This is a genomic window from Streptomyces sp. HUAS MG56 (genome assembly GCF_058673395.1).
The window spans coordinates 8711608-8731604 of record NZ_CM178722.1; the positions used below are offsets into that span (position 1 = coordinate 8711608).

Sequence of the window (19997 nt, forward strand, 5' to 3'; positions counted from 1 at the left end):
CGACGGCATCACGTACGTCAGGACGAGAGGACCCGAACACTCATGGCCGAAGTCAACCGGCGCCGCTTCCTTCAACTCGCGGGCGCCACCACGGCGTTCACCGCGCTGTCCAGCAGCATCCAGCGCGCGGCCGCCCTGCCCGCCCACCACCGCACCGGGACCGTGCAGGACGTCGAGCACATCGTCGTCCTCATGCAGGAGAATCGGTCCTTCGACCACTACTTCGGTTCGCTCCGCGGCGTCCGTGGCTTCGGCGACCCCCGCTCGGTCGCGCAGAACGGCACGTCGGTCTGGAAGCAGTCCGACGGCACGAAGGACATCCTGCCCTTCCACCCCGACGCCGACGACCTGGGCCTCGCCTTCATACAGGACCTGCCGCACGGCTGGAACGACACGCACGCGGCCTTCAACGGCGGCAAGTACGACAAGTGGGTGCCGGCCAAGGGCACCACGACCATGGCGTACCTGAAGCGCGAGGACATACCCTTCCACTACGCGCTCGCCGACGCCTTCACGCTCTGCGACGCCTACCACTGCTCGTTCATGGGCTCGACCGACCCGAACCGCTACTACATGTGGACGGGTTACGTCGGCAACGACGGCCAGGGCGGCGGCCCGGTCCTCGGCAACGACGAGAAGGGCTACGGCTGGACGACGTACCCCGAGCGCCTGGAGAAGGCCGGGGTCTCCTGGAAGATCTACCAGGACGTCGGCGACGGCCTCGACGCGAACGGCTCCTGGGGCTGGATCCAGGACGCCTACCGCGGCAACTACGGCGACAACTCGCTGCTCTACTTCAACCAGTACCGCGACGCCAAGCCCGGCGACCCGCTCTACGACAAGGCCCGTACCGGCACCGACGCGAAGAAGGGCGAGGGCTTCTTCGACCAGCTGAAGGCCGACGTCAAGGCCGGCAAGCTGCCGCAGGTCTCCTGGGTCGTCGCCCCCGAGGCCTTCACCGAGCACCCCAACTGGCCCGCCAACTACGGCGCCTGGTACGTCTCCCAGGTCCTGGACGCGCTCACCTCCAACCCTGAAGTCTGGGGCAAGACCGCGCTGTTCATCACCTACGACGAGAACGACGGCTTCTTCGACCACGTCGTCCCGCCCTTCCCGCCGGCCTCCGCCGCGCAGGGCAAGTCGACCGTGGACGCCTCGCTCGACCTGTTCAAGGGCGACGCCGGGCACGTCGCGGGCGCGTACGGGCTCGGCCAGCGCGTGCCGATGCTCGTCGTCTCGCCGTGGAGCAAGGGCGGTTACGTCTGCTCCGAGACGTTCGACCACACCTCGATCATCCGCTTCATCGAGCGCCGCTTCGGGGTGCACGAGCCGAACGTCTCGCCCTGGCGGCGCGTCGTCACCGGCGACCTGACCAGCGCCTTCGACTTCTCCCGCAAGGACACCAAGCCGGTCGCGCTGCCGTCCACGGCCGGCTACCAGCCGCCGGACCACAACCGCCACCCGGACTACGTGCCGAAGCCCCCGGCCACCCCCTCGCTGCCGAAGCAGGAGCGCGGTCACCGGCCCACCCGCCCGCTGAAGTACGCGCCGGTGGTGGACGGTTCGTCGGACGCCGGGACCGGCAAGATCACGCTCACGTTCGCCTCGGGGGCGCACGCGGGCGCGGCCTTCCTCGTGACCTCCGGCAACTGCACCGACGGCCCCTGGACCTACACCACCGAGGCCGGCAAGACCCTCTCCGACGCCTGGAACTCGGTCTACTCCGGCGGCTCCCACGACCTCACGGTGCACGGCCCCAACGGCTTCCTGCGCGTCTTCAAGGGCAAGGGCAAGGCCGCCGGGCCGGAGGCGACCGCCCGGACCGCGGGCGACCACCTGGAACTCACCTTCACCAACCGGGGCTCCGGCACGGCGCACTTGAAGGTGACGAGCGGCTACGGCGGCCACCCGGCCACGGTGTCCGTACGGCCCGGCGCGACCGTACGGCACACGGTCGACCTCACGGCGAGCAGGCGCTGGTACGACGTGACCGTCACCTGCGAGGGCGACCCGGCCTTCCTGCGCGGCTTCGCCGGCCACGTCGAGAACGGCCGGCCCGGCGTCAGCGACCCGGCGCTCGCGACGGAGTGAACGACCGATGAACACCGCTCCGTGCGGGCTGGTCAGGTACCGGTCATATCAGGGTAGTGTGCCCCGGTGACCACGCAATCGAACACTCCTGCCGGCTGGTATCCGGATCCGCACGGAGCGCCCCAGACGCTCCGCTACTGGGACGGCACGCAGTGGACCCAGCACACCAACCCCGCCCAGGCACCCGCGGGCCAGGTCCCGCAGCAGGGGGCCGACGCCAGGGTGCAGCGTCAGGTGCAGCAGCAGGCCGGGGTCCAGGCGGGCGGCCCCGGCGGCGGCACCGTGTTCACCGAGCCGGTCCTGGTCGTGAACCAGAAGGCCAAGCTGGTCGAGGTGACCAACGAGTACAAGGTCATGGACCAGAACGGCCGCGAGATCGGCGCGGTGACCGAGGTCGGTCAGGGCGTGCTCAAGAAGATCCTGCGCTTCGTCTCCAGCCTCGACCAGTTCATGACCCACAAGCTGGAGATCCGTGACGCCTACGGCCAGCCGCAGCTGCTGCTGACCCGGCCCGCGAAGTTCCTGAAGTCCCGGGTCGTGGTGTCGCGGCCGGACGGCTCGGTCGTCGGCGAGATCGTCCAGCAGAACGCGATCGGGAAGATCAACTTCGCGATGAACGCGAACGGCCAGCAGGTCGGCGCGATCAAGGCGGAGAACTGGCGGGCCTGGAACTTCGCGATCGTCGACCACGCGGACAACGAGGTCGCCCGGATCACCAAGACCTGGGAAGGCCTCGCGAAGACGCTGTTCACGACCGCGGACAACTACGTCCTCCAGATCCACTACCAGCTGCCCGAGCCGCTGCTGAGCCTCGTGGTGGCGACGGCCCTCACCGTCGACACCGCCCTCAAGCAGGACTCGCGGGGCTGGAACTGAGTCGGCCCCGACGGGGGAGCAGAGTCTCGACCACGACGACGGCGGCCGGTGCGCGCGGAGAACGCGCACACCGGCCGCCGTTTCGCTTGTTCAGAGCGCGGTGAGGTGTCCCGGCTGGTCGGGCTGCCGCGGCACCAGCGCCGGTTCCGCGGTCGCCGTGCCGGGCTCCAGCGCCAGCACCGCCGCCACCGGATGCTGGTCGTCGGCGGCATGCTCGGCGGCGACGCCCGGCTCGTGGGCGACCCGGGTGAGCAGGACCACGCCCCAGGCGGCGAGGACCGCTCCGGCGAGGGCCAGCAGGATGCCGGCGGGGCCGCCCTGGAGGCCCTGGCCGAGCAGGGTGAGACCGATCACCGCGGCCGCCACCGGGTTGGCGAGGGTGACCACGGCCAGCGGGGCGCCGAGGCCGCCGCGGTAGGCGGTCTGGGACAGCAGCAGCCCGCCGACGGCGAACGCGGCGACGAGCACGGCGACGACGATCACCTCGGTGCTCAGCAGCGGAGCGGTGCGGTCGGTGGCCGCCACGGTCACCGTCTGGGTGAGCGCGGAGGCGACACCGGAGGCGAAGCCGGACGCCGTCGCGTGCCGCAGGCCCGGGCGGGCGCCGGGCCGCGACAGCAGGCCGATCGCCGCGGCCGTCGTACCGGCCACCGCCAGCGCCTCGGTCAGCGACAGCACCCGCTCGGGCGCCGGGCCGGAGGCGGTGACGAGCAGCGCGGCGAGGCCGAGCAGCGTGAGCGCCGTACCGCGCCACTCCGCCGCGCTGACCCGCCGCCCGGCCGCCCGCGCCCCGAGCGGCACGGCCGCGACCAGGGTGAGCGCGCCCAGCGGCTGGACGAGGGTGAGCGGGCCGTACTTGAGCGATACGACGTGCAGCAGCGCGGCGGCCGCGTTCAGGCCGACCGCCGACCACCAGGCCCCGGTGCCGAGCAGCCGCGGCAGCCCGGCGCCGGCGGTGCGGGCGGCGAGCCGTTCCTGGGCCACGGCGGCGAGGGCGTAGGCGACCGCCGAGACGAGCGAGAGCCCCACGGCGACCAGGGCGGCGGCGCTCATCGGCCCGCCCCCACCAGCGCGGGGGCCTCCGGGGCGAGCCGGTCCGCGCCGCGGCCGGCCGTGGTGGCCGTACGGTGCGGGGGATGGATCACGGCGAGGGCGATGCCGAGCATGGCGCTCGCCACGACCGCGTCGAACCAGTAGTGGTTGGCCGTGCCCACGATCACCACCAGGGTGATCAGCGGGTGCAGCAGGAACAGCCAGCGCCAGTGCGACCGGGTGGCCACGATCAGGCCGACCGCCACCATCAGCGCCCAGCCGAAGTGCAGCGACGGCATCGCCGCGAACTGGTTGGACAGATGGTCGCTGGACGGCGGGCCGTACACGGACGGGCCGTAGATCCTCGCAGTGTCGATCAGACCGGTGCCGGCCAGCATCCGCGGCGGGGCCAGCGGGAACGTGAACGGCAGCACCAGGGCGGCGGTGGTGACCACCGCGAGGACCCGGCGGGCCCAGATGTAGTGGGCGGGCCGCCTGACGTAGAGCCAGACGAGGAAGGCCAGCGTCGCCGGGAAATGGACGGTGGCGTAGTAGGTGTTCGCGATGCGGACCAGGGTGTCGCCGTGCAGCAGTGCGGACTGCACGGCGTTCTCGTGGGGGAGGTGCAGCGTGCGCTCCAGGTCCCACACCCGGTGGGCGTCGCGGAACGCGCCCGCGGTGTGGCCCGTGGCCAGCTGCCGGCCGAGCTTGTAGACGAGGAAGAGCCCTGCGACCAGCAGCAGCTCACGTATGAGCGCCGGGCGCGGGGTCGCGTCCGGCGGCTCCGGTTCTGCCTCTGGCGGCTCGGTTCGGGCAGTCATCCCCCGGCCCCTTCACTGACGGTGGTGCGTGGGTGGTGCGGATGGGCCCCGGTACGGAACCGGAACTCATCGATACGTTGTCGTACCGATACGCCAGTGTACCGATACGCTTCGGTACCGGTACACTGGCGTATCGATTGATGTGCGCCACACTGGAGACACGGATTCGACGCGAGTGAGACCGCGAGCGAGAGGAAGCACCGCATGACGTCGCAGGCAGCGGACGGACCGGACACGGTCGCCGCCTCGCGCCGCTCCAAGCTCACGCCGGAGCGTGAGCGGGAGTTCTTCGACGCCGTGCTGGAGCAGATCCGCACGTGCGGGTACGAGTCGGTCACCATGGAGGGGGTCGCCGCCAGCACCCGGTGCAGCAAGTCCACGCTCTACCGGCAGTGGAAGACCAAGCCCCAGTTCGTGGCGGCCGCGCTGCGCGCCAACCGCCGGGTGCGGTTCGCCGGCATCGACACCGGGTCCCTCGCCGAGGACCTGCGCCAGGCGGCGCGGGCCGCGGGGGACTGGTCCGGCAAGGACACCAGCCTGCTCCAGGCGCTGGGGCACGCGTGGACGGCCGACAAGGAACTGGCCCAGGCGCTGCGCGAGGCGCTGGTGTACCCGGAGATCGCCGCGCTGCAGGAGATGCTCGCCCGAGGCGTGGCCCGGGGCGAGGTCCGGGCCGACCATCCGGCGCTGGAGTACATCCCGGCGATGATGTTCGGCGTGCTGCGGGTGCGGCCCGTGCTCAGCGGCCAGTACGCCGACGCCGACTATCTCGCCCGCTTCGTGGACGCCACCGTGCTGCCCGCGCTCGGGCTGACCTGAGACCCAGGCCGCCGTTCACGGGATGACTGAACGGCGACCTGCTCGCGCCGCACCGTGGGGACGGGGGCGGCGCGCACCCCCCGGCCGGGTGGGGTTCCTCTTGAGCGGAGGGGCGCCCCACCCGGCCGATCCGCGTCCGTGTTCCCAGGGTTCCCGGGGTTCCCGGGCTCTCGGCTCAGACGTCCTGGCCGCTGCCGCTGCCGGACGAGACCTTGATCCCCTTCAGGATCTCGTCGATGACGGACACCTGCTGGCCGACGTCCACACCGAAGCGGACCACCACGATCTGCTGCGCGGCATTGGGCGACGGGAAGGCGACCGACTCGACGTAGCCGTCGGAACCCTTGCTGGTGACCGCCTTCCAGCGCACCATGTAGCCCTTCTGCCCGGCCACCGTCACCGCCTGCGAGGCCAGCACCTGGTGCGAGCTGATGCTGCCGTAGGAGTCACCGCCGTAGGACTCCTTGGCGTTGGCCGCGATGTCCGCCTGGGCGACCGCCTCGGGCGTCGCGCCCTTGTTGCCCAGCGCCACCGCCGGAGCCGTGTAGGCGCCGCCCGCGGTGCAGGTCTGGGTGGAGTTGCCCGGACACTTGTAGGAGGTGTCCGAGGTCACCTGCGCGCCGACGCTGATCGACTGCCCGGTCCAGCCCTTCGGCACCGGCAGGCTGATCCCGTTGACCGCGTCCGGCACCGTGCCGCCGCCCTGCACCTTGGGCGCGGCGGACTGCCCCGGCGACGGCGCGCCACCGCCGGAGCCCCCCGAGCCGCCGGATCCGCCCGGACCGCCCGACCCACCGGAGCCGCCCGGACCGCCGCCGAACGGACCGCCCCGGCCGCCGTCCTGCCCGCCCGCGGCGCCCTGCTGCGAGCCGGCGCGATCGCTGCCGCTGCCGTCGTTCCTGGTCAGGGCGTAGACGCCGACCGCGATGGACGCGAGCACCGCGGCCGCCACCGTCACGGCTGTGCCGTTGCGTATCCGGCGCCGGGATCCGGACGGCGGCTCGGCGGGGTATCCCGGATACCCCGCGTACCCCGGCTGCGCGGCCGTGTCCGGCGGCGGCTGCGTCGGGGGACCCCACGCGGCGGCCGTCCCGGCGGGGCGGGTCCGGTCCGTCCAGGCCTTGCCGTCCCACCAGCGCTCGGTGGGCGGACCGTCGTTCGTCTGCCCGGGGTCGGGGTACCACCCGGGGGGAGTCACCTGCGTCATGACCCCACCGTAGGAGGCGACCGTGAAAGTGTGATGAGAGGATCTGCCGCGAACGGAACAGACCGGAATATTTCGCCTCCGATTTCTCCCGTCCTCTTGTTTCTCCTTTTCTTCGCCCCCGCCGGCGGGACGGCTCCCGGCCGACCACGGCCGGCACCGGCATCCGGACGGCCCGGTTGACGCTCCGTCGGCTGCTGACCGGCGGTTCGTGCCGGATGCGCGTCGCCTGCCCGCACGTACTTTCACCCGGCGGGGCAACAGCTGCCCGGACCGCCCACCACGGGCCCTGCCGGACGGCTACGCTCGTGCCCTGTACGTCATTCGGGCGACCTGGGGAGGTAACGGGATGACGGAGGGACGGCCCCCGACGGCCGCCTCGGCTTCCCTGTGGGAGCGGGACGCGGAGATCACCACCGTCGCGGACGCACTCGACGTCCTGTGCGCCGACCGGTCCTCCGCGGGCAGCCTGCTGGTCTTCCGCGGCGAGGCGGGACTCGGCAAGACCGCGCTGCTCGCCGAGACCCGCCGGATCGCCGAGCGCCGGGGCTGCGACGTCTGGTCCGCGCGCGGCGCGGAGACCCTGAAGTCCGTCCCGTTCAACGTGGTACGGCAGCTCCTCCAGCCCGCCCTGCTCTCCTTACTGCCGGAAGAGGCCCGCGAGTACCTCGGCGACTGGTACGACATCGCCGGCCCCGCCCTCGGCATAGCCGAACCGCAGGAGGGCAGCGCCGACCCGCAGTACGTGTGCGACGGCCTCGTCGCCGCGGTCCGCCGGCTCGCCCGCCGCGAATGGCCCCTCGTGCTGCTGATCGACGACGCCCACTGGGCCGACCAGGAGACCCTGCGCTGGCTCGCCGCGTTCGCCGAGCGCCTGGACGACGTCTCCGTGCTCGTCGTGGTCGCCCGCCGGCCCGGCGAGGTCAGCGGGGACAGCGCCCGCCACCTCGACGACGTGGCCGCCGCCGCGGGCCGCTCCGTCAACAACCTCAGCGCCCTCACCCCGGACGCCACCGCCGGACTCACCCGCGCCACCCTCGGCCGGTACGCCGACGACGCGTTCTGCCGCGAGGTGTGGGCCGTGACCGCCGGCAACCCCTACGACACCGTCGAACTCCTCGCCAAGGTGCAGGACAGCGAAGTCCAGCCGGTCGAGTCCCGCGCCGGCGAACTGCGCGCCCTCAACCGCTCCGCCCGCGGCGGCGGACTCGTCGACCGCCTCAAGGGCCTCGGCCTGGAGGCCACCCGGTTCGCCTGGGCCGCCGCCATCCTCGGCACCTCCATCACCGTCGACATGGTCGCCCGCCTCGCCACCATGGACGACGGCATCGCCCGGCACTGTGCCGAACTCCTCTGCAGCGCCCGCATCCTCACCACGCCCGACCCGGCGGCCGGCGTCGAACGCGAGGAGGGCGAGCTGGAGTTCGTCCACCCGCTGATCGCCACCGCCGTCTACAACTCCATCCCGCCCGCCGTGTGCACCGCCATGCACGGCGTCGCCGCCCAGATCATCACCGAGCTGGGCCGGGGCGCCGCCGAGGCCGCCCGCCACCTGCTCAAGGTGCACCCGGACGACGACGAGGAACTCGTCGCCCAGCTGCGCGAGGCGGCCCGCGAACACCTCGCCGTCGGCGCGCCCGACGCCGCCCGCCGCTGTCTCGAACGGGCCCTCCGGGAACCGCCGCGCCCCGACGTCCACGCCCACGTCCTGTACGAACTGGGCTGCGCCACCCTGCTGACCGCACCCGCCGTCACCATCGACCACCTCCAGTACGCGCTCGGCATTCCGGGGCTCGACGGCGAGCGGCGCGTCGACGCCGTGGTCCGCCTGTCCCAGGCACAGCTCCACAACGACCAGCTGGAGGAGGCCGTCCGCACGGTCGAGGCCGAGGCCGCCCGGCACGAACCGGGCCCCGCCCGGATGCGGCTCACGGCCGTGCAGTTCATGTGGGAGGGCATCCACGGCGAGACCGTCTCTCCGGCCCGCTCCCGGCGCCTGGCCGAACTCGCGAGCACCTGCACCGGCCGCGACAACGCCGAGCGCGCCCTGCTCATCCTGCGCGGCTTCGAGGCCATGACGCACGGCGAGAGCGCCGAGGAGATCGTCGAGCTGTGCGACCGCGCCCTCGTCAACGGCCGACTCGCGCCCGGTCTCGGCTGGACCGACCAGGAGTGGGGCATCGAGCTGCTGATGATGCTCGGCAGCGCGTACGCCTACGCCGACCGGCTCGACCGCGCCGAGAGCCTGTTCGCCGAGGCCCTGCGCGCCTACACCAGCGCCGGCTGGCGCGGCGGCCATCTCTCGCTCGCCAACGCCTTCCTCGGCCTCGCCTACCGCAGACAGGGCCGCCTGCGCGACGCCGAGTCCACCCTGCGCGAGGCACTGGTCCTCGCCGAACGGGTGGGCCGCGGGCTCCCGTTGTACTGGTCGGCCACGTGCGGCCTGGTCGACACCCTGCTGGCCCGGGGCCGGATCCAGGAGGCCTGGTCGATCGCCGACCAGTACGGCTTCGCGCCGCCGTACCCGTCCACGATCGTGCTGCCCGACATCCGTTCGGTGCGCGGCCGGCTGCTGCTCGCCGTCGGCCGTACCGAGGACGGCATCAACGAACTGGAGGCCGCGGAGAAGACGGCCGCCTCGCGCGGCGGCCACAACCCGGTGTTCGCGCCCTGGTCGATCGACCTCGCCAAGGCCCTCGCCGTGCAGGACCCGCCGCGCGCCGCCCAGTTGGCGGCCGACGCCCGCCGACAGGCCGAGCGGTTCGGCACGGACACCGCGATCGGCGAGGCCCTGCGCTGCGCCGCCACGCTGGCGACCGGCAACCGCGCGGTGCAGCTCGCCGCCCAGGCCGTCACCTACCTGGAGGCCTCACCCTGCCAGTACGAACACGCGGCGGCCCGCGTCGAGTACGGCATCGCCGCCCGCTCCCTCACGGAACTCAACCGGGGCCTGGACCTCGCCCGGTCCTGCGGGGCGGAGGGCCTGGTGGCTCAGGCGAGGGAGGTACTGGAGACGGGTCGGGGGCTGCGGTAGACGGTCGGCAGTATGCAGTATGCAGTCGCCGGTATGCGGTATGCGGTATGCGGTGTGTTGGTGTGCGCCATACTGCATACCGCATACGCCACACCGCATACCGTCGACCTCACACCGTGAGCAGCTCCTCCGTCACCGTCCTCAGCCGCTCGCGCACCTGCGGATCGTACGTCCCTTCGTGCGCCCGGGCCGGCCGGGTGCCGTCGAAGTAACCGCCGCTGCCCGACTCCTCGGTGGCCAGCGCCAGGACGCCGGGGGCGCCGTCGGCGACCGTGTTCCACGGGGCGACGGCGCTCTCGCGGACCATGGCCGTGTCCATGAAGGTCGCGGGGTGCAGGACGTTCACCGACACCCCGCTGTCCGCCAGCTCCTCGGCCAGTGTGAACGTGTGTGCGGCGAGGGCGAACTTGCTGCGGCAGTAGGCGGACATCCCGCTGTAGCCGCGGGTGAGTTCCGGGTCGGCGAAGTCGAGCGGTTCCTGGCCGGCCGAGCCGACGTTGACGATGCGGGCCGGCGGGTTGGCGCGCAGGACCGGCAGGAGGGCGCGGGTGAGGACGACGGGCGCCAAGTAGTTCACGGCGAGCCGCAGTTCATGGCCGTCGGCGCTCAGCTCGCGGCCGGAACCGGGCGTGCCACCGCCCACCCCCGCGTTGTTGATCAGCACATGCAGCTCCGGGTGCGCCTCGGCGACCCGGGCGCCCAGCTCGGCCGCCTCCGCGAGGCGGGCCAGGTCGGCGACGAACCCCTCGGCCGTACCCTCGGTGCGCAGCTCGGCGACCAGCTGCTCGGTGCGCGCCCGGTCGCGGCCGTGGGCGAGGACGGCATGCCCGGAGCGGACCAGCTCGAAGGCGACGTAGCGGCCGAGTCCGGACGTGGCGCCGGTGATCAGAACGGTTGACATGCTGCCACCCTAGGCATGCCCCCGCGCCGCGAGAGAGGTTCTGTCGAAGCTACGACCAGCAGGGTCACCCTCAGCCCGACTCGCCTTCCTCCTCGGCGAGTTCGTCGAGCACCCGCTGGGCCGTCGCGAAGGCCGAGTTGGCGGCCGGTACCCCGCAGTACACGGCGGTCTGGAGCAGCACCGCGCCGATCTCCTCGGGTGTCAGCCCGCCCCGCCGCGCCGCCCGGACGTGCATCGCCAGCTCGTCGTAGTGGCCGTGCGCGACCAGCGCGGTCAGGGTGATCATGCTGCGCTCGCGGCGGGACAGCGTCGGGTCGGTCCAGATCTCCCCCCAGGCGTAGCGCGAGATGAAGTCCTGGAAGCGGGCGGTGAACGGGGTCTGCCGGCCCTGCGCCCGGTCCACGTGCGCGTCCCCCAGCACCTGACGGCGCACCGCCATTCCGCTCGCCGGTGGTCCGTCGAGCTGGCTGCGCAGCGCCGTCGACACGGCCCGCGGGCACTGCGCGGGAGCGAGGTGCGAGGCCCCGGGCAGCTCGACCAGTGTCGCGCCGGGCACCGCGTCGGCGATCTCCCGCAGATGCGCGGGCGGCGTCGCGGGATCCTCCCGGCCCGCCACGAGCAGCGTCGGTACGGTGATCTCGCCGAGCCGGTCGCGCAGATCGAACGCGGCGAGCGCGTCGCAGCAGGCGGCGTACGCCCGCGGGTCGGCCTCCCGGTGGTCCCGCACCAGCCGCGGCACGGTGAACCCGGGCGTGAACCAGCGCGCGTCGGCGCTCTCCACCAGCCACTCCAGTCCCTCGCGCCGCACCCGCTCCGCCCGCTCCGACCAGGCCGCAGCGCCGCCGAAGTGGGCGGAGGAGCACAGGACGGCGAGCGAGGTCAGCCGGTCGGGGTGGTGCACGGCCAGGTGCAGGCCGACGGCGCCGCCCAGGGAGACCCCGGCGTACGCGAACCGGTCGACGCCCAGCGCGTCGGCGAGGTCCAGCACCAGCACCGCGAGGTCGCCGACGCTCGCGCCGGGGCCGATCAGGTCCGCCGCCGAGCCCCCGTGCCCGGGCAGGTCCCAGCGCACCACCCGGTGCGTGAGGGACAGCTCGGGCGCGACGGCGCCCCACAGGGCGTACGAGGTGCCCAGCGACGGCCCGAGCAGCAGCGCGGGGGCGGAAGCGGAGCCCTCCGTACGGTGGTTGAGGAGATGTGCGGTCAACGTCGCTCCAGGGCACGGTCGGTGAGGGCACCGGCGAAGCCGGTGTAGTGCGTGGGGTCGGCCAGATCGGCCACGTCGAGATCCTTCAACTCCGGCTCCTCGGTGAGGAGTTCGGTCAGTGGCCGGTGCTCGGTGTGGGTGCGGCGGGCGAGTGCGGTGAGCAGGTCCTTCGCACGGGCGCGGCCGAGGCGGGGAGCCAGTACGGCGGACAGCCGCTCGGAGACGATCAGGCCGTGGGTGAGGTCCAGGTTCCGGCGCATGGCACCGGCGTCCACACGCAGGCCCTCGGTGAGTTCGGCCGCGTCCCGGGCCGCGCCGCCGGTCAGCCGGAGCAGGTCGCGCAGCGGCTCCCACTCGGCGTGCCAGGCCCCGGCGGGCCGCTCGTCCCCGGCCGCGAGCGAGCCGTACAGGGTGGCCGCGAGCTGCGGTGCGCGGCGGGCGGCGGCCGCGAGGAGGGTGGCGCGCACGGGGTTGGCCTTGTGCGGCATGGCGGACGAACCGCCGCCGCTGCCCTCGGCGACCTCGCCGATCTCCGTCCGCGACAGCGTCAGCACGTCCTCGGCCGGCTTGCCCAGGGCGCCGACGGCGAAGGCCGTCGCACCGGCCAGGTCGGCGACGGGCGTGCGCAGTGTGTGCCAGGGCAACAGCGGCGCGGCAAGGCCCAGTTCGCGGGCGTACGCCTCGGTCAGCGCGGTCGCGTCCGGGGCACCGTACGCCTCGAAGGCCGCCGACGTCCCGACGGCGCCGCCCAGTTGGGCGGGCAGTGTCTGCCGTACCGCTGCGATGCGGTCGCGGGCGTCGAGGACCAGCGAGCGCCAGCCGGCGGCCTTCAGGCCGAAGGTCGTGGGGACGGCGTGCTGGGTGAGGGTGCGCCCCGGCATCGGTGTGTCCCGGTGGGCGGCGGCGAGCCGCGCGAGCGCGCGTTCGGTGCGGGCGAGGTCGTCGAGGACGAGGTCCAGGGTGCGCGCGGCGACCAGCATGGCGGCCGTGTCCAGGATGTCCTGGCTGGTGGCGCCCCGGTGGACGTACGGGCCGTACGGCTCGCCCACCGCGGCGGTCAGGTCGGCCACCAGCGGGATCACCGGATTGCCGCCGGCCCGGGCGCGCCGGGCGAGGGAGCGGACGTCGAAGCGGGCGGGGTCGGCCGCGCCGGTCACCGCGTCGGCGGCCGCGGCGGGCGCGAGGCCGAGGGCGGCCTGCGCGCGGGTGAGGGCCGCCTCGGCGTCGAGGAGGGCGCGCAGGAACGCGGTGTCGCTCGTGGCGTCCGCCGCCGCGGAAGCGGCCCACCCGGGGCCGAGCAGGCCGGTGTCGCCGTCGTGGGGCTCGACTGCCGCCGGTTCAGCTGTCACTGGTACTCCAGGAAGACCGTCTCGCCTTCGCCCTGAAGGCGGATGTCGAAACGGTAGAGGCTCGCGCCCTCGTCCCCGGCGATCAGCGGTCCGCGCCGGTCGCCCACCCGGGTGAGGAGCGGGTCGGAGGCGAGCGCGGGCTCGTCGCCGGGCAGGTAGATCCGGGTGAACAGGTGGTGGAGGAGGCCGCGCGCGAAGACGCACACGCTGAGGTACGGCGCGTTGCCGCCGCGGGCGCCGGGCCGGAGAGTACGGGCGTACCAGTGGCCGTCGGCGTCCGTCTGGATCCGGCCCCAGCCGGTGAACTCCACGCCGTTGCGGCCGAGATGGGCGCCGGTGGCCGGGTCGCGCCGCAGGGTGCCGTCGACCCGCGGGACCGTGCCGTCGGGCCGCGGACCCCACACCTCGACGAGGGCGTCCGGCAGCGGCTCGCCCGCGCCGTCGAGGACGTACCCGTGGACGGTGACGGTGTCCGGGTGGCCGAGCGGCGCGATGTCCTCGCCGCCGCGGAAGGGCAGCGCGTAGCCGTAGAAGGGGCCGACCGTGTGGGACGGCGTGGGCGGCACCTGCTCCGGGCCGCTCGTGTCGATCTTCGTCATGGCGGTCAGCGTCCTTCTTCGGTCCAGGTGGCGGCCGGGCCGTCCAGCACGATGTCCCAGTGGTAGCCGAGCGAGAACTCCGGCACCGACAGGCCGTGGTCGTAGGTGGCGACCAGCCGCTGGCGGGCCGCGTCGTCCGTCACCGACTGGAGGATCGGGTCGTAGGGGAAGAGCGGGTCGTTCGGGAAGTACATCTGGGTGACCAGCCGCTGCGTGAACGCCGTGCCGAACACCGAGAAGTGGATGTGGGCCGGGCGCCAGGCGTTCACGTGGTTGCGCCAGGGGTACGGGCCCGGCTGGACGGTGGTGAAGCGGTAGCGGCCCTCGGCGTCGGTGAGGGTGCGGCCGACGCCGGTGAAGTTCGGGTCGAGCGGCGCGTCGTGCTGTTCGCGCTGATGGGCGTACCGTCCGGCCGAGTTGGCCTGCCAGATCTCGATCAGCTGCCCGCGCACCGGGCGGCCGTTACGGTCCAGCAGCCGCCCGGAGACGGTGATCCGCTCCCCGACCGGCTCCCCGGTGTGCTGCCGGGTGAGGTCGTTGTCGATCCCGGTGATGTCGCGCTCGCCGAAGGCGGGGGAGTGCAGCTCCACCAGCTCCGGGTCCGTGCCGGTGTCGATGGCGACCAGGGGCTGCCGGGGGTGCCGGAGGACGGAGGAGCGGTACGGGGCGTAGTCCCGGCGCGGGTGGTGTTCGACGGGGGCGCCGTCGGCGACACGCTTCTCGTACGCGGCGCGCTCGGCGGCGATTTCGAGGTCGATGTCCTGCTGGGTGAGAGCCATGGGGGGTACCTGATGCTTCCTTGGCGTAGGGGGCGCCGGAGACGCCGTGGGGCCACTCGGCGAGACGGCCGAGCACCTGGGCGGCGAAGTCCTCCTTCAAAAACTGACGGATCGTCAAATAATCTTCCCGCCTTGGCGAGTGCGCGGTCGACGGCCGTCACCGGGGCGAGGTCGAAGTGGTGCGGGTCGGTCGCGCCGACGCCGGGTCGCCGGTATCCGGGGGAGCGGTTCGCGGCCGGTGGCCTTCGGGCCTTCCTCGCCGGGCCGGCGCCGCGAGGGAGGTGTCGGGGCGTACGCACGCGTCGGCGCTGACGGCGACCGGGTCGCCCGTGCCCCGCGGCACCGGACGGGCGTCAACTCGGCGTCGAACAGGCCCTGTTCCCGGGCCGTGGCCGCCTTGCGGTGGGAGGCGAGGGCGTACGCGTCCTGCTGCTCGCGCGAGATCGTGTGCTTGCCGGCGATCCGTTCGCCGCTCTCGCCGAGCGGGACGGTCCACGGCGGATCCATCCTCGGGTCGACCATGCGCCGGCCGAGCGTCGTGGAGTACAGCTCCGCGTGTCCGGCGGGGAAGCCGGTTGACGGCCACGCCTGGTACGAAGGTCGGCAGACCGGTGAGCAGGGCGGTCGTCCGGGTCACGTTGCGGTTCTCGTCGCCGGCGCGGTTGGTGTCGCCGAGGTCGACGTCCTCGATCCGGGCCGGGGCCGGCTGCGGGGTGCGGACGGCGTCGACGATGTACACGGTGGTGAACGTGTTGACCGAGTTCACGGCAGGTTGTCCGCGATGGTCAGTTCAGCGTCGGTCCGGGCGACCGCCTCGTCCACGGTGATGCCGGGCGCGGTCTCCACGAGGACGAGTCCGTGCTGGGTGACGTCGAGTACCGCCAGATCCGTGATGACCCGGTTCACACAAGCCTTCCCCGTGAGCGGCAGCGTGCACTCCTTGAGGATCTTCGGCGAGCCGTCCTTCGCGGTGTGCGTCATCACCACGATCACCTGCCGGGCGCCGTGCACCAGGTCCATCGCGCCGCCGATCCCGGTGACCAGCTTGCCCGGCACGGCCCAGTTGGCCAGGTCGCCGCCGGCGGACACCTGCATCGCGCCGAGCACGGCCACGTCGATGTGCCCGCCGCGGATCATCGCGAAGGACAGCGCCGAGTCGAAGAAGGACGCCCCCGGCAAGACAGTCACCGTCTCCTTGCCCGCGTTGATCAGATCCGGGTCCACCCGCTCGTCCGTCGGGTACGGCCCGGTACCGAGGATTCCGTTCTCCGACTCCAGCACCACCTCGACCCCCGGCGGCAGATGGTTCGGGATCAGCGTCGGCAGGCCGATGCCGAGGTTGACGTACTGCCCGTCGCGCAGCTCCCGTGCGGCGCGCGCGGCCATCTCCTCGCGTGTCCAGGCCATCAGCTGCTCACCGTCCGCCGCTCGATCCTCTTGTCCGCCGCCTGCTCGGGGGTCAGCGCCACCACCCGCTGGACGAACACGCCCGGCACATGCACCGCGTCCGGGTCGATCCCGCCGGGCTCGACCAGTTCCTCGACCTCGGCGATCGTGACCTTGCCGGCCATGGCGGCAAGGGGGTTGAAGTTCCGGGACGACTTGTTGAACACGAGGTTCCCGTGCCGGTCGCCCTTCGCGGCCCGCACCAGCGCGAAGTCGGTACGGATGGCACGCTCCAGCACGTACGCGGTGCCGTCGAACTCCCGCACCTCCTTCGGCGGGGAGGCCAGTGCGACGCCGCCCTCGCCGTCGTAGCGCCAGGGCAGACCGCCCTCGGCGACCTGAGTGCCGACCCCGGCCGGGGTGTAGAAGGCGGGGATCCCGGCGCCGCCCGCGCGCAGCCGCTCCGCGAGCGTGCCCTGCGGGATCAGCTCCAGTTCCAGTTCGCCGCCCAGGTACTGCCGGGCGAACTCCTTGTTGCCGCCGATGTACGAGCCGGTCACCCGGGCGATCCGGCCCGCGGCCAGCAGCACCGCCAGCCCGGTCTCCATCGCCCCGCAGTTGTTCGACACCACGCTGAGCGCGCCGACCCCGCGCTCGTGGAGCGCCTGGATCAGTACGTTCGGCACGCCGCTCAGCCCGAATCCGCCGACTGCGAGGGACGCGCCGTCCGGCACATCGGCCACGGCCTCCCCGGCCGTGGCGACCACCTTGTCCATCCGTGAAGCCCCATCTCGTCAATTACTCAGGGCACTGACTATTTCAGCGAGGTGCTCCTCACGCTGCCACCGGAGGAGAAGGCCGTCAAGACCCCCGTATCACCTGTAGTCATGTGCTCCGGCCGGAAGACGGATCGGCTCATCGCCGGATATCGTTCAGTACACCGACTAATTGACCCAGGGAGAGCGCGCATGGCCGCGGTGGATCTCACCACCCATCCCGGGCATCTGGCCCGGCGACTCCAGCAGGCCCACTATCTGCTGTGGAACACGATGGTCTCCGAGGAGATCACCTCGCCGCAGTTCGCGGTCATGAACGCGCTCGTCGCCGAGCCCGGACTCGACCAGCGGACCGTGGGGGAGCGGGTCGGGCTGGACCGCTCGACCATCGCCGAGGTCATCAGCCGGCTCACCCGCCGGGGACTGCTCACCAAGGTGCGCGACCCGCAGGACGGCCGGCGATTCCTGCTCGGCCTCACCGACGACGGGCTGCGCACCCACCGCAAGCTCACCGTGCGCACCGCCCGGATGAACCAGGTCTTCCTCGCGCCCCTGTCGCCCGAGGAGCAGACCGTCTTCTTCGATCTGCTGCGCAGGGTGGCGGACGCGGCGGAGGACCTGCGCCATCCGGCCGAGCCGGTGGCGGCGCAGGGCTGAACGCGCCTCCACCGGCGGTCACGGAGGTGTACGGCGGTTCACGGCGGCTGACAGCGACTCACGGCGCGGCGGCGAACACCACCCACACCTGGCCGGCGGCGAACGCCAGCGGCCCGCCGTCCGCCGCCGTGAACGTCGTACCGTCCGTCGCGGCCGGCCGCGACCAGGAGGCGTGGAAGGACCGTCCGTCGCGGAGCACCTCGGCCTCCCCCGAGCCGACCGTCTCCGTGTACGGCGTGTGGTTGCCGAGCTTGTCGTGGTAGCGCGAGGTGCGGATCCTGACGTACTGCACGACGACGGTGGCCGGCGCCACCGGTGTGCCGGCGGTCGTCACCGTCGTCCTGCCGTCCATCGCGACCAGCCAGCGGCCGCGCGCGGCGGACCAGGTGAAGGTGAAGCGGGCGGCCGGGTAGCGGACGGTGCGCGAGGCGGCGGGGACGCCGCCGGCCGCCGGAGCCGGGCCGTACCGGAAACCCGTCCCCAGGGCCACCGTGCCCGGGGCGGCCGCCAGCAGCCTGTGCGGACGGAGGTAGAGGTTGTGTGGCGCGCGCCTGCCGGGGCCCCGGTAGTAGGCGCCGGGAGCGTGGTCGGGCGACTGCGCCCGCAGCGGAGCGCGGCCGATCAGCGGCAGCAGCTTGTGCTGGGCGCCGGAGAAGGCGAGCGTCGGCCGGCCGAACTGGCGCAGCAGTTCGAGATCGGACTCACGGGCGCTGCGCACCGGTCCGACGGCCCTCGGCAGTCGGCTCGCGTACACCGCCATCAGGCGGCTCAGTCCGCCCTCCACCTGCTCCGCGTACACCACGTCCGCCTCGTCCAGCCCGGTCTGCGGGCGGGCCTCGGGCGCGTTGTCGATCTTCACGGCGAGCGGTGTGCCGGCCGGCGCGGCCGAGGACGCCGGTCCTCGTGACAGTGCGGCGGGTGGTGCGGGTACCGCCGACGTGTGCTGGGGTGCGCGGTCGTCGTCCCGGCCGCCGTGGGCGCAGCCCGCAGTGAGGGAGGACGTCAGGGCGACGGCCAGCCCGGCCGCCACCAGTACCACGCGCCGCGAGCGCGCTCCGCATCTCAGGCCCACCGTTGCCATCCCGTCCACATGGTCCGATCGTGTGCTCATCAGGTTGACGGGGGAGTGACCTGATCACGTGCGGGCGTGCCCGGTCGGTGGGCCGATCGGGCGCAGGGCGTGACCCGGGTGGGGGTGGCGCCCCGGCGCTGTGCCGGCCCGGGTTCGCCGTACGGCTCCGCCGCGGACCGCGAGGGACCGTGACGGATCGTGGCGGACCGCGATGGTGCCGCGTAGGCGCCGGACGGCACTGGCGCGACGCCCGGGGAGGCGCTCCGCAGTCCGACCGGGCGTCAGCCCAGGATCTCCGCCAGGTCGTACCGCACCGGCTCCTCCAACTGCGCGTAGGTGCAGCTATGCGGGGTGCGGTCCGGGCGCCAGCGGCGGAAGCGGGCCGTGTGCCGGAACCGCTGCCCGTTCTCCATGTGGTCGTAGGCCACCTCGGCGACCCGCTCCGGCCGCAGCGGCACCCAGGACAGGTCCTTCTTGCCGGACCAGCGGCTCGGTGCCCCCGGCAGCCGGGCCGTCTCGTGCGCGGACTCGTCCGACCAGGCCGCCCACGGGTGTCCGGTCGCGTCGTCCATGCGCAACGGCGCCAGTTCCTCGATCAGTTCGGCCCGTTTCCGCATGGCGAAGGCGGCCGAGACGCCCACGTGCTGGAGCCGGCCGTGCTCGTCGTACAGCCCGAGCAGCAGCGAGCCGACCACCGGCCCGCTCTTGTGGAAGCGGTACCCGGCCACGACGACATCGGCCGTCCGCTCGTGCTTGATCTTGAACATGGCCCGCTCGTCCGGGAGATAGCGCAGTGTGAGCGGCTTGGCGACGATCCCGTCCAGTCCGGCGCCCTCGTACTCCTCGAACCACCGCTCGGCCACCCGGAGGTCCGTCGTCGCGGGCGCCAGATGCACCGGCGGGGTCGACGCCGCGAGCGCCCGGTCCAGCAGGGCACGGCGGTCGGTCAGCGGCACGTCGAGCAGCGACTCGCTGTCCAGCGCGAGCAGGTCGAAGGCGACGAAGGAGGCCGGGGTCCTCTCGGCCAGCATCCGCACCCGGGAGTCCGCCGGGTGGATCCGCTCGGTCAGCGCGTCGAAGTCCAGCCGGCCGTTGCGCGCGATCACGATCTCCCCGTCGAGCACGCACCGCTTCGGCACCCGCTCCCGCAACGCCGCCACCAGCTCGGGAAAGTACCTGGTCAACGGCTTTCCGGTACGGCTGCCCAGCTCGATGTCGGACCCGTCACGGAACACGATGGCCCGGAACCCGTCCCACTTCGCCTCGTAGTGCATGCCCGGCGGGATCGTTGCCACCGACTTGGCGAGCATGGGCTTCACGGGCGGCATCACCGGCAGATCCATGCATCCGATTCTGCTCGCATACGACGCCGATCGCCCGCTGTCACCTACCTC

17 protein-coding genes and 1 pseudogene are annotated in these 19997 nt (G+C 73.0%); 5 read left to right on the forward strand and 13 right to left on the reverse strand.

Translation table 11 applies throughout. The features are described 5' to 3' along the window. Window positions 1-42 precede the first annotated feature (42 nt). Both AC4OXY_RS40270 and AC4OXY_RS40275 read left to right on the forward strand, forming a co-directional pair. Window positions 43-2091, forward strand: a complete 2049-nt coding sequence (locus AC4OXY_RS40270; RefSeq protein ID WP_491992201.1) for a phosphocholine-specific phospholipase C — start codon at window positions 43-45, stop codon at window positions 2089-2091. 66 nt (window positions 2092-2157) lie between these two features. Beyond that, window positions 2158-2967: an LURP-one-related family protein gene (locus AC4OXY_RS40275; protein ID WP_356025461.1), complete on the forward strand. Its 810-nt coding sequence runs from the start codon at window positions 2158-2160 to the stop codon at window positions 2965-2967. 90 nt (window positions 2968-3057) lie between these two features. Here AC4OXY_RS40275 and AC4OXY_RS40280 read toward each other — a convergent pair whose 3' ends face one another. Both AC4OXY_RS40280 and AC4OXY_RS40285 read right to left on the reverse strand, forming a co-directional pair. Further along, the gene (locus AC4OXY_RS40280) at window positions 3058-4020 is read right to left on the reverse strand and encodes a DMT family protein (RefSeq protein WP_491992202.1); all 963 of its coding nucleotides are present in this window, start codon (window positions 4018-4020) and stop codon (window positions 3058-3060) included. After that, window positions 4017-4820, reverse strand: coding sequence for a phosphatase PAP2 family protein (locus tag AC4OXY_RS40285; protein ID WP_356028230.1), 804 nt, complete (start codon window positions 4818-4820; stop codon window positions 4017-4019). The genes AC4OXY_RS40280 and AC4OXY_RS40285 overlap by 4 nt, the downstream gene beginning before the upstream one ends. A gap of 204 nt (window positions 4821-5024) precedes the next feature. On the opposite strand from AC4OXY_RS40285, the gene AC4OXY_RS40290 reads away from it, so the two are divergent. Beyond that, a complete protein-coding gene (locus tag AC4OXY_RS40290) occupies window positions 5025-5639 on the forward strand; it encodes a TetR/AcrR family transcriptional regulator (RefSeq protein WP_356028232.1) in 615 nt (204 codons plus the stop codon). Window positions 5640-5814: 175 nt separating this feature from the next. Here AC4OXY_RS40290 and AC4OXY_RS40295 read toward each other — a convergent pair whose 3' ends face one another. Further along, window positions 5815-6846, reverse strand: coding sequence for a DUF2510 domain-containing protein (locus tag AC4OXY_RS40295; RefSeq protein ID WP_491992203.1), 1032 nt, complete (start codon window positions 6844-6846; stop codon window positions 5815-5817). Between the two features lie 346 nt (window positions 6847-7192). Here AC4OXY_RS40295 and AC4OXY_RS40300 point away from each other — a divergent pair, with 346 nt between their 5' ends. Further along, window positions 7193-9877 (forward strand): ATP-binding protein, encoded by a 2685-nt coding sequence (locus AC4OXY_RS40300; protein WP_491992204.1) that lies wholly within the window; start codon window positions 7193-7195, stop codon window positions 9875-9877. 109 nt (window positions 9878-9986) lie between these two features. Here the strand turns inward: AC4OXY_RS40300 and AC4OXY_RS40305 are convergent, their stop codons facing one another. The 8 genes and pseudogenes from AC4OXY_RS40305 to AC4OXY_RS40340 all read right to left on the reverse strand — a co-directional run bounded on the left by AC4OXY_RS40305 (window position 9987) and on the right by AC4OXY_RS40340 (window position 16874). Continuing rightward, a complete protein-coding gene (locus tag AC4OXY_RS40305; RefSeq protein ID WP_491992205.1) occupies window positions 9987-10778 on the reverse strand; it encodes an SDR family NAD(P)-dependent oxidoreductase in 792 nt (263 codons plus the stop codon). A 70-nt stretch (window positions 10779-10848) separates the two neighbouring features. Next, complete coding sequence (gene pcaDC / locus AC4OXY_RS40310) at window positions 10849-11985, reverse strand: bifunctional 3-oxoadipate enol-lactonase/4-carboxymuconolactone decarboxylase PcaDC (RefSeq protein ID WP_491992206.1); 1137 nt, start codon at window positions 11983-11985, stop codon at window positions 10849-10851. Next, window positions 11982-13334: a 3-carboxy-cis,cis-muconate cycloisomerase gene (gene pcaB / locus AC4OXY_RS40315; RefSeq protein WP_491992207.1), complete on the reverse strand. Its 1353-nt coding sequence runs from the start codon at window positions 13332-13334 to the stop codon at window positions 11982-11984. Before pcaB ends, pcaDC begins: the two co-directional genes overlap by 4 nt. After that, window positions 13331-13933, reverse strand: a complete 603-nt coding sequence (gene pcaG, locus AC4OXY_RS40320; RefSeq protein ID WP_491992208.1) for a protocatechuate 3,4-dioxygenase subunit alpha — start codon at window positions 13931-13933, stop codon at window positions 13331-13333. Before pcaG ends, pcaB begins: the two co-directional genes overlap by 4 nt. A gap of 5 nt (window positions 13934-13938) precedes the next feature. Next, window positions 13939-14712 (reverse strand): protocatechuate 3,4-dioxygenase subunit beta, encoded by a 774-nt coding sequence (gene pcaH, locus AC4OXY_RS40325; protein WP_376291621.1) that lies wholly within the window; start codon window positions 14710-14712, stop codon window positions 13939-13941. A gap of 49 nt (window positions 14713-14761) precedes the next feature. Beyond that, window positions 14762-15478: pseudogene (locus tag AC4OXY_RS40330) on the reverse strand (thiolase family protein); the annotation flags it as partial. Continuing rightward, window positions 15475-16119 (reverse strand): CoA transferase subunit B, encoded by a 645-nt coding sequence (locus AC4OXY_RS40335; protein ID WP_402064903.1) that lies wholly within the window; start codon window positions 16117-16119, stop codon window positions 15475-15477. The pseudogene AC4OXY_RS40330 and the gene AC4OXY_RS40335, both read right to left, overlap by 4 nt. Next, the gene (locus AC4OXY_RS40340) at window positions 16119-16874 is read right to left on the reverse strand and encodes a CoA transferase subunit A (RefSeq protein ID WP_356028253.1); all 756 of its coding nucleotides are present in this window, start codon (window positions 16872-16874) and stop codon (window positions 16119-16121) included. Before AC4OXY_RS40340 ends, AC4OXY_RS40335 begins: the two co-directional genes overlap by 1 nt. Before the next feature lie 192 nt (window positions 16875-17066). On the opposite strand from AC4OXY_RS40340, the gene AC4OXY_RS40345 reads away from it, so the two are divergent. Continuing rightward, complete coding sequence (locus AC4OXY_RS40345; protein WP_362821728.1) at window positions 17067-17531, forward strand: MarR family winged helix-turn-helix transcriptional regulator; 465 nt, start codon at window positions 17067-17069, stop codon at window positions 17529-17531. A gap of 58 nt (window positions 17532-17589) precedes the next feature. On the opposite strand, the gene AC4OXY_RS40350 is transcribed toward AC4OXY_RS40345, so the two are convergent. Together AC4OXY_RS40350 and AC4OXY_RS40355 are read right to left on the reverse strand one after the other, a co-directional pair. Continuing rightward, window positions 17590-18642 (reverse strand): DUF3048 domain-containing protein, encoded by a 1053-nt coding sequence (locus tag AC4OXY_RS40350; RefSeq protein WP_356028258.1) that lies wholly within the window; start codon window positions 18640-18642, stop codon window positions 17590-17592. Window positions 18643-18884: 242 nt separating this feature from the next. Then, the gene (locus AC4OXY_RS40355) at window positions 18885-19946 is read right to left on the reverse strand and encodes an ATP-dependent DNA ligase (protein ID WP_491992209.1); all 1062 of its coding nucleotides are present in this window, start codon (window positions 19944-19946) and stop codon (window positions 18885-18887) included. Window positions 19947-19997 lie beyond the last annotated feature (51 nt).

What these genes read in the sequence shown, in the direction of transcription:
- AC4OXY_RS40270 (WP_491992201.1), top strand. Translation starts at nt 43, where the DNA reads ATGGCCGAAGTCAACCGGCGCCGCTTCCTTCAACTCGCGGGCGCCACC.
- AC4OXY_RS40280 (WP_491992202.1), bottom strand. Translation starts at nt 4,020, where the DNA reads ATGAGCGCCGCCGCCCTGGTCGCCGTGGGGCTCTCGCTCGTCTCGGCG.
- AC4OXY_RS40285 (WP_356028230.1), bottom strand. Translation starts at nt 4,820, where the DNA reads ATGACTGCCCGAACCGAGCCGCCAGAGGCAGAACCGGAGCCGCCGGAC.
- AC4OXY_RS40290 (WP_356028232.1), top strand. Translation starts at nt 5,025, where the DNA reads ATGACGTCGCAGGCAGCGGACGGACCGGACACGGTCGCCGCCTCGCGC.
- AC4OXY_RS40295 (WP_491992203.1), bottom strand. Translation starts at nt 6,846, where the DNA reads ATGACGCAGGTGACTCCCCCCGGGTGGTACCCCGACCCCGGGCAGACG.
- AC4OXY_RS40300 (WP_491992204.1), top strand. Translation starts at nt 7,193, where the DNA reads ATGACGGAGGGACGGCCCCCGACGGCCGCCTCGGCTTCCCTGTGGGAG.
- AC4OXY_RS40305 (WP_491992205.1), bottom strand. Translation starts at nt 10,778, where the DNA reads ATGTCAACCGTTCTGATCACCGGCGCCACGTCCGGACTCGGCCGCTAC.
- pcaG (WP_491992208.1), bottom strand. Translation starts at nt 13,933, where the DNA reads ATGACGAAGATCGACACGAGCGGCCCGGAGCAGGTGCCGCCCACGCCG.
- pcaH (WP_376291621.1), bottom strand. Translation starts at nt 14,712, where the DNA reads ATGGCTCTCACCCAGCAGGACATCGACCTCGAAATCGCCGCCGAGCGC.
- AC4OXY_RS40335 (WP_402064903.1), bottom strand. Translation starts at nt 16,119, where the DNA reads ATGGCCTGGACACGCGAGGAGATGGCCGCGCGCGCCGCACGGGAGCTG.
- AC4OXY_RS40340 (WP_356028253.1), bottom strand. Translation starts at nt 16,874, where the DNA reads ATGGACAAGGTGGTCGCCACGGCCGGGGAGGCCGTGGCCGATGTGCCG.
- AC4OXY_RS40345 (WP_362821728.1), top strand. Translation starts at nt 17,067, where the DNA reads ATGGCCGCGGTGGATCTCACCACCCATCCCGGGCATCTGGCCCGGCGA.
- AC4OXY_RS40350 (WP_356028258.1), bottom strand. Translation starts at nt 18,642, where the DNA reads ATGAGCACACGATCGGACCATGTGGACGGGATGGCAACGGTGGGCCTG.
- AC4OXY_RS40355 (WP_491992209.1), bottom strand. Translation starts at nt 19,946, where the DNA reads ATGGATCTGCCGGTGATGCCGCCCGTGAAGCCCATGCTCGCCAAGTCG.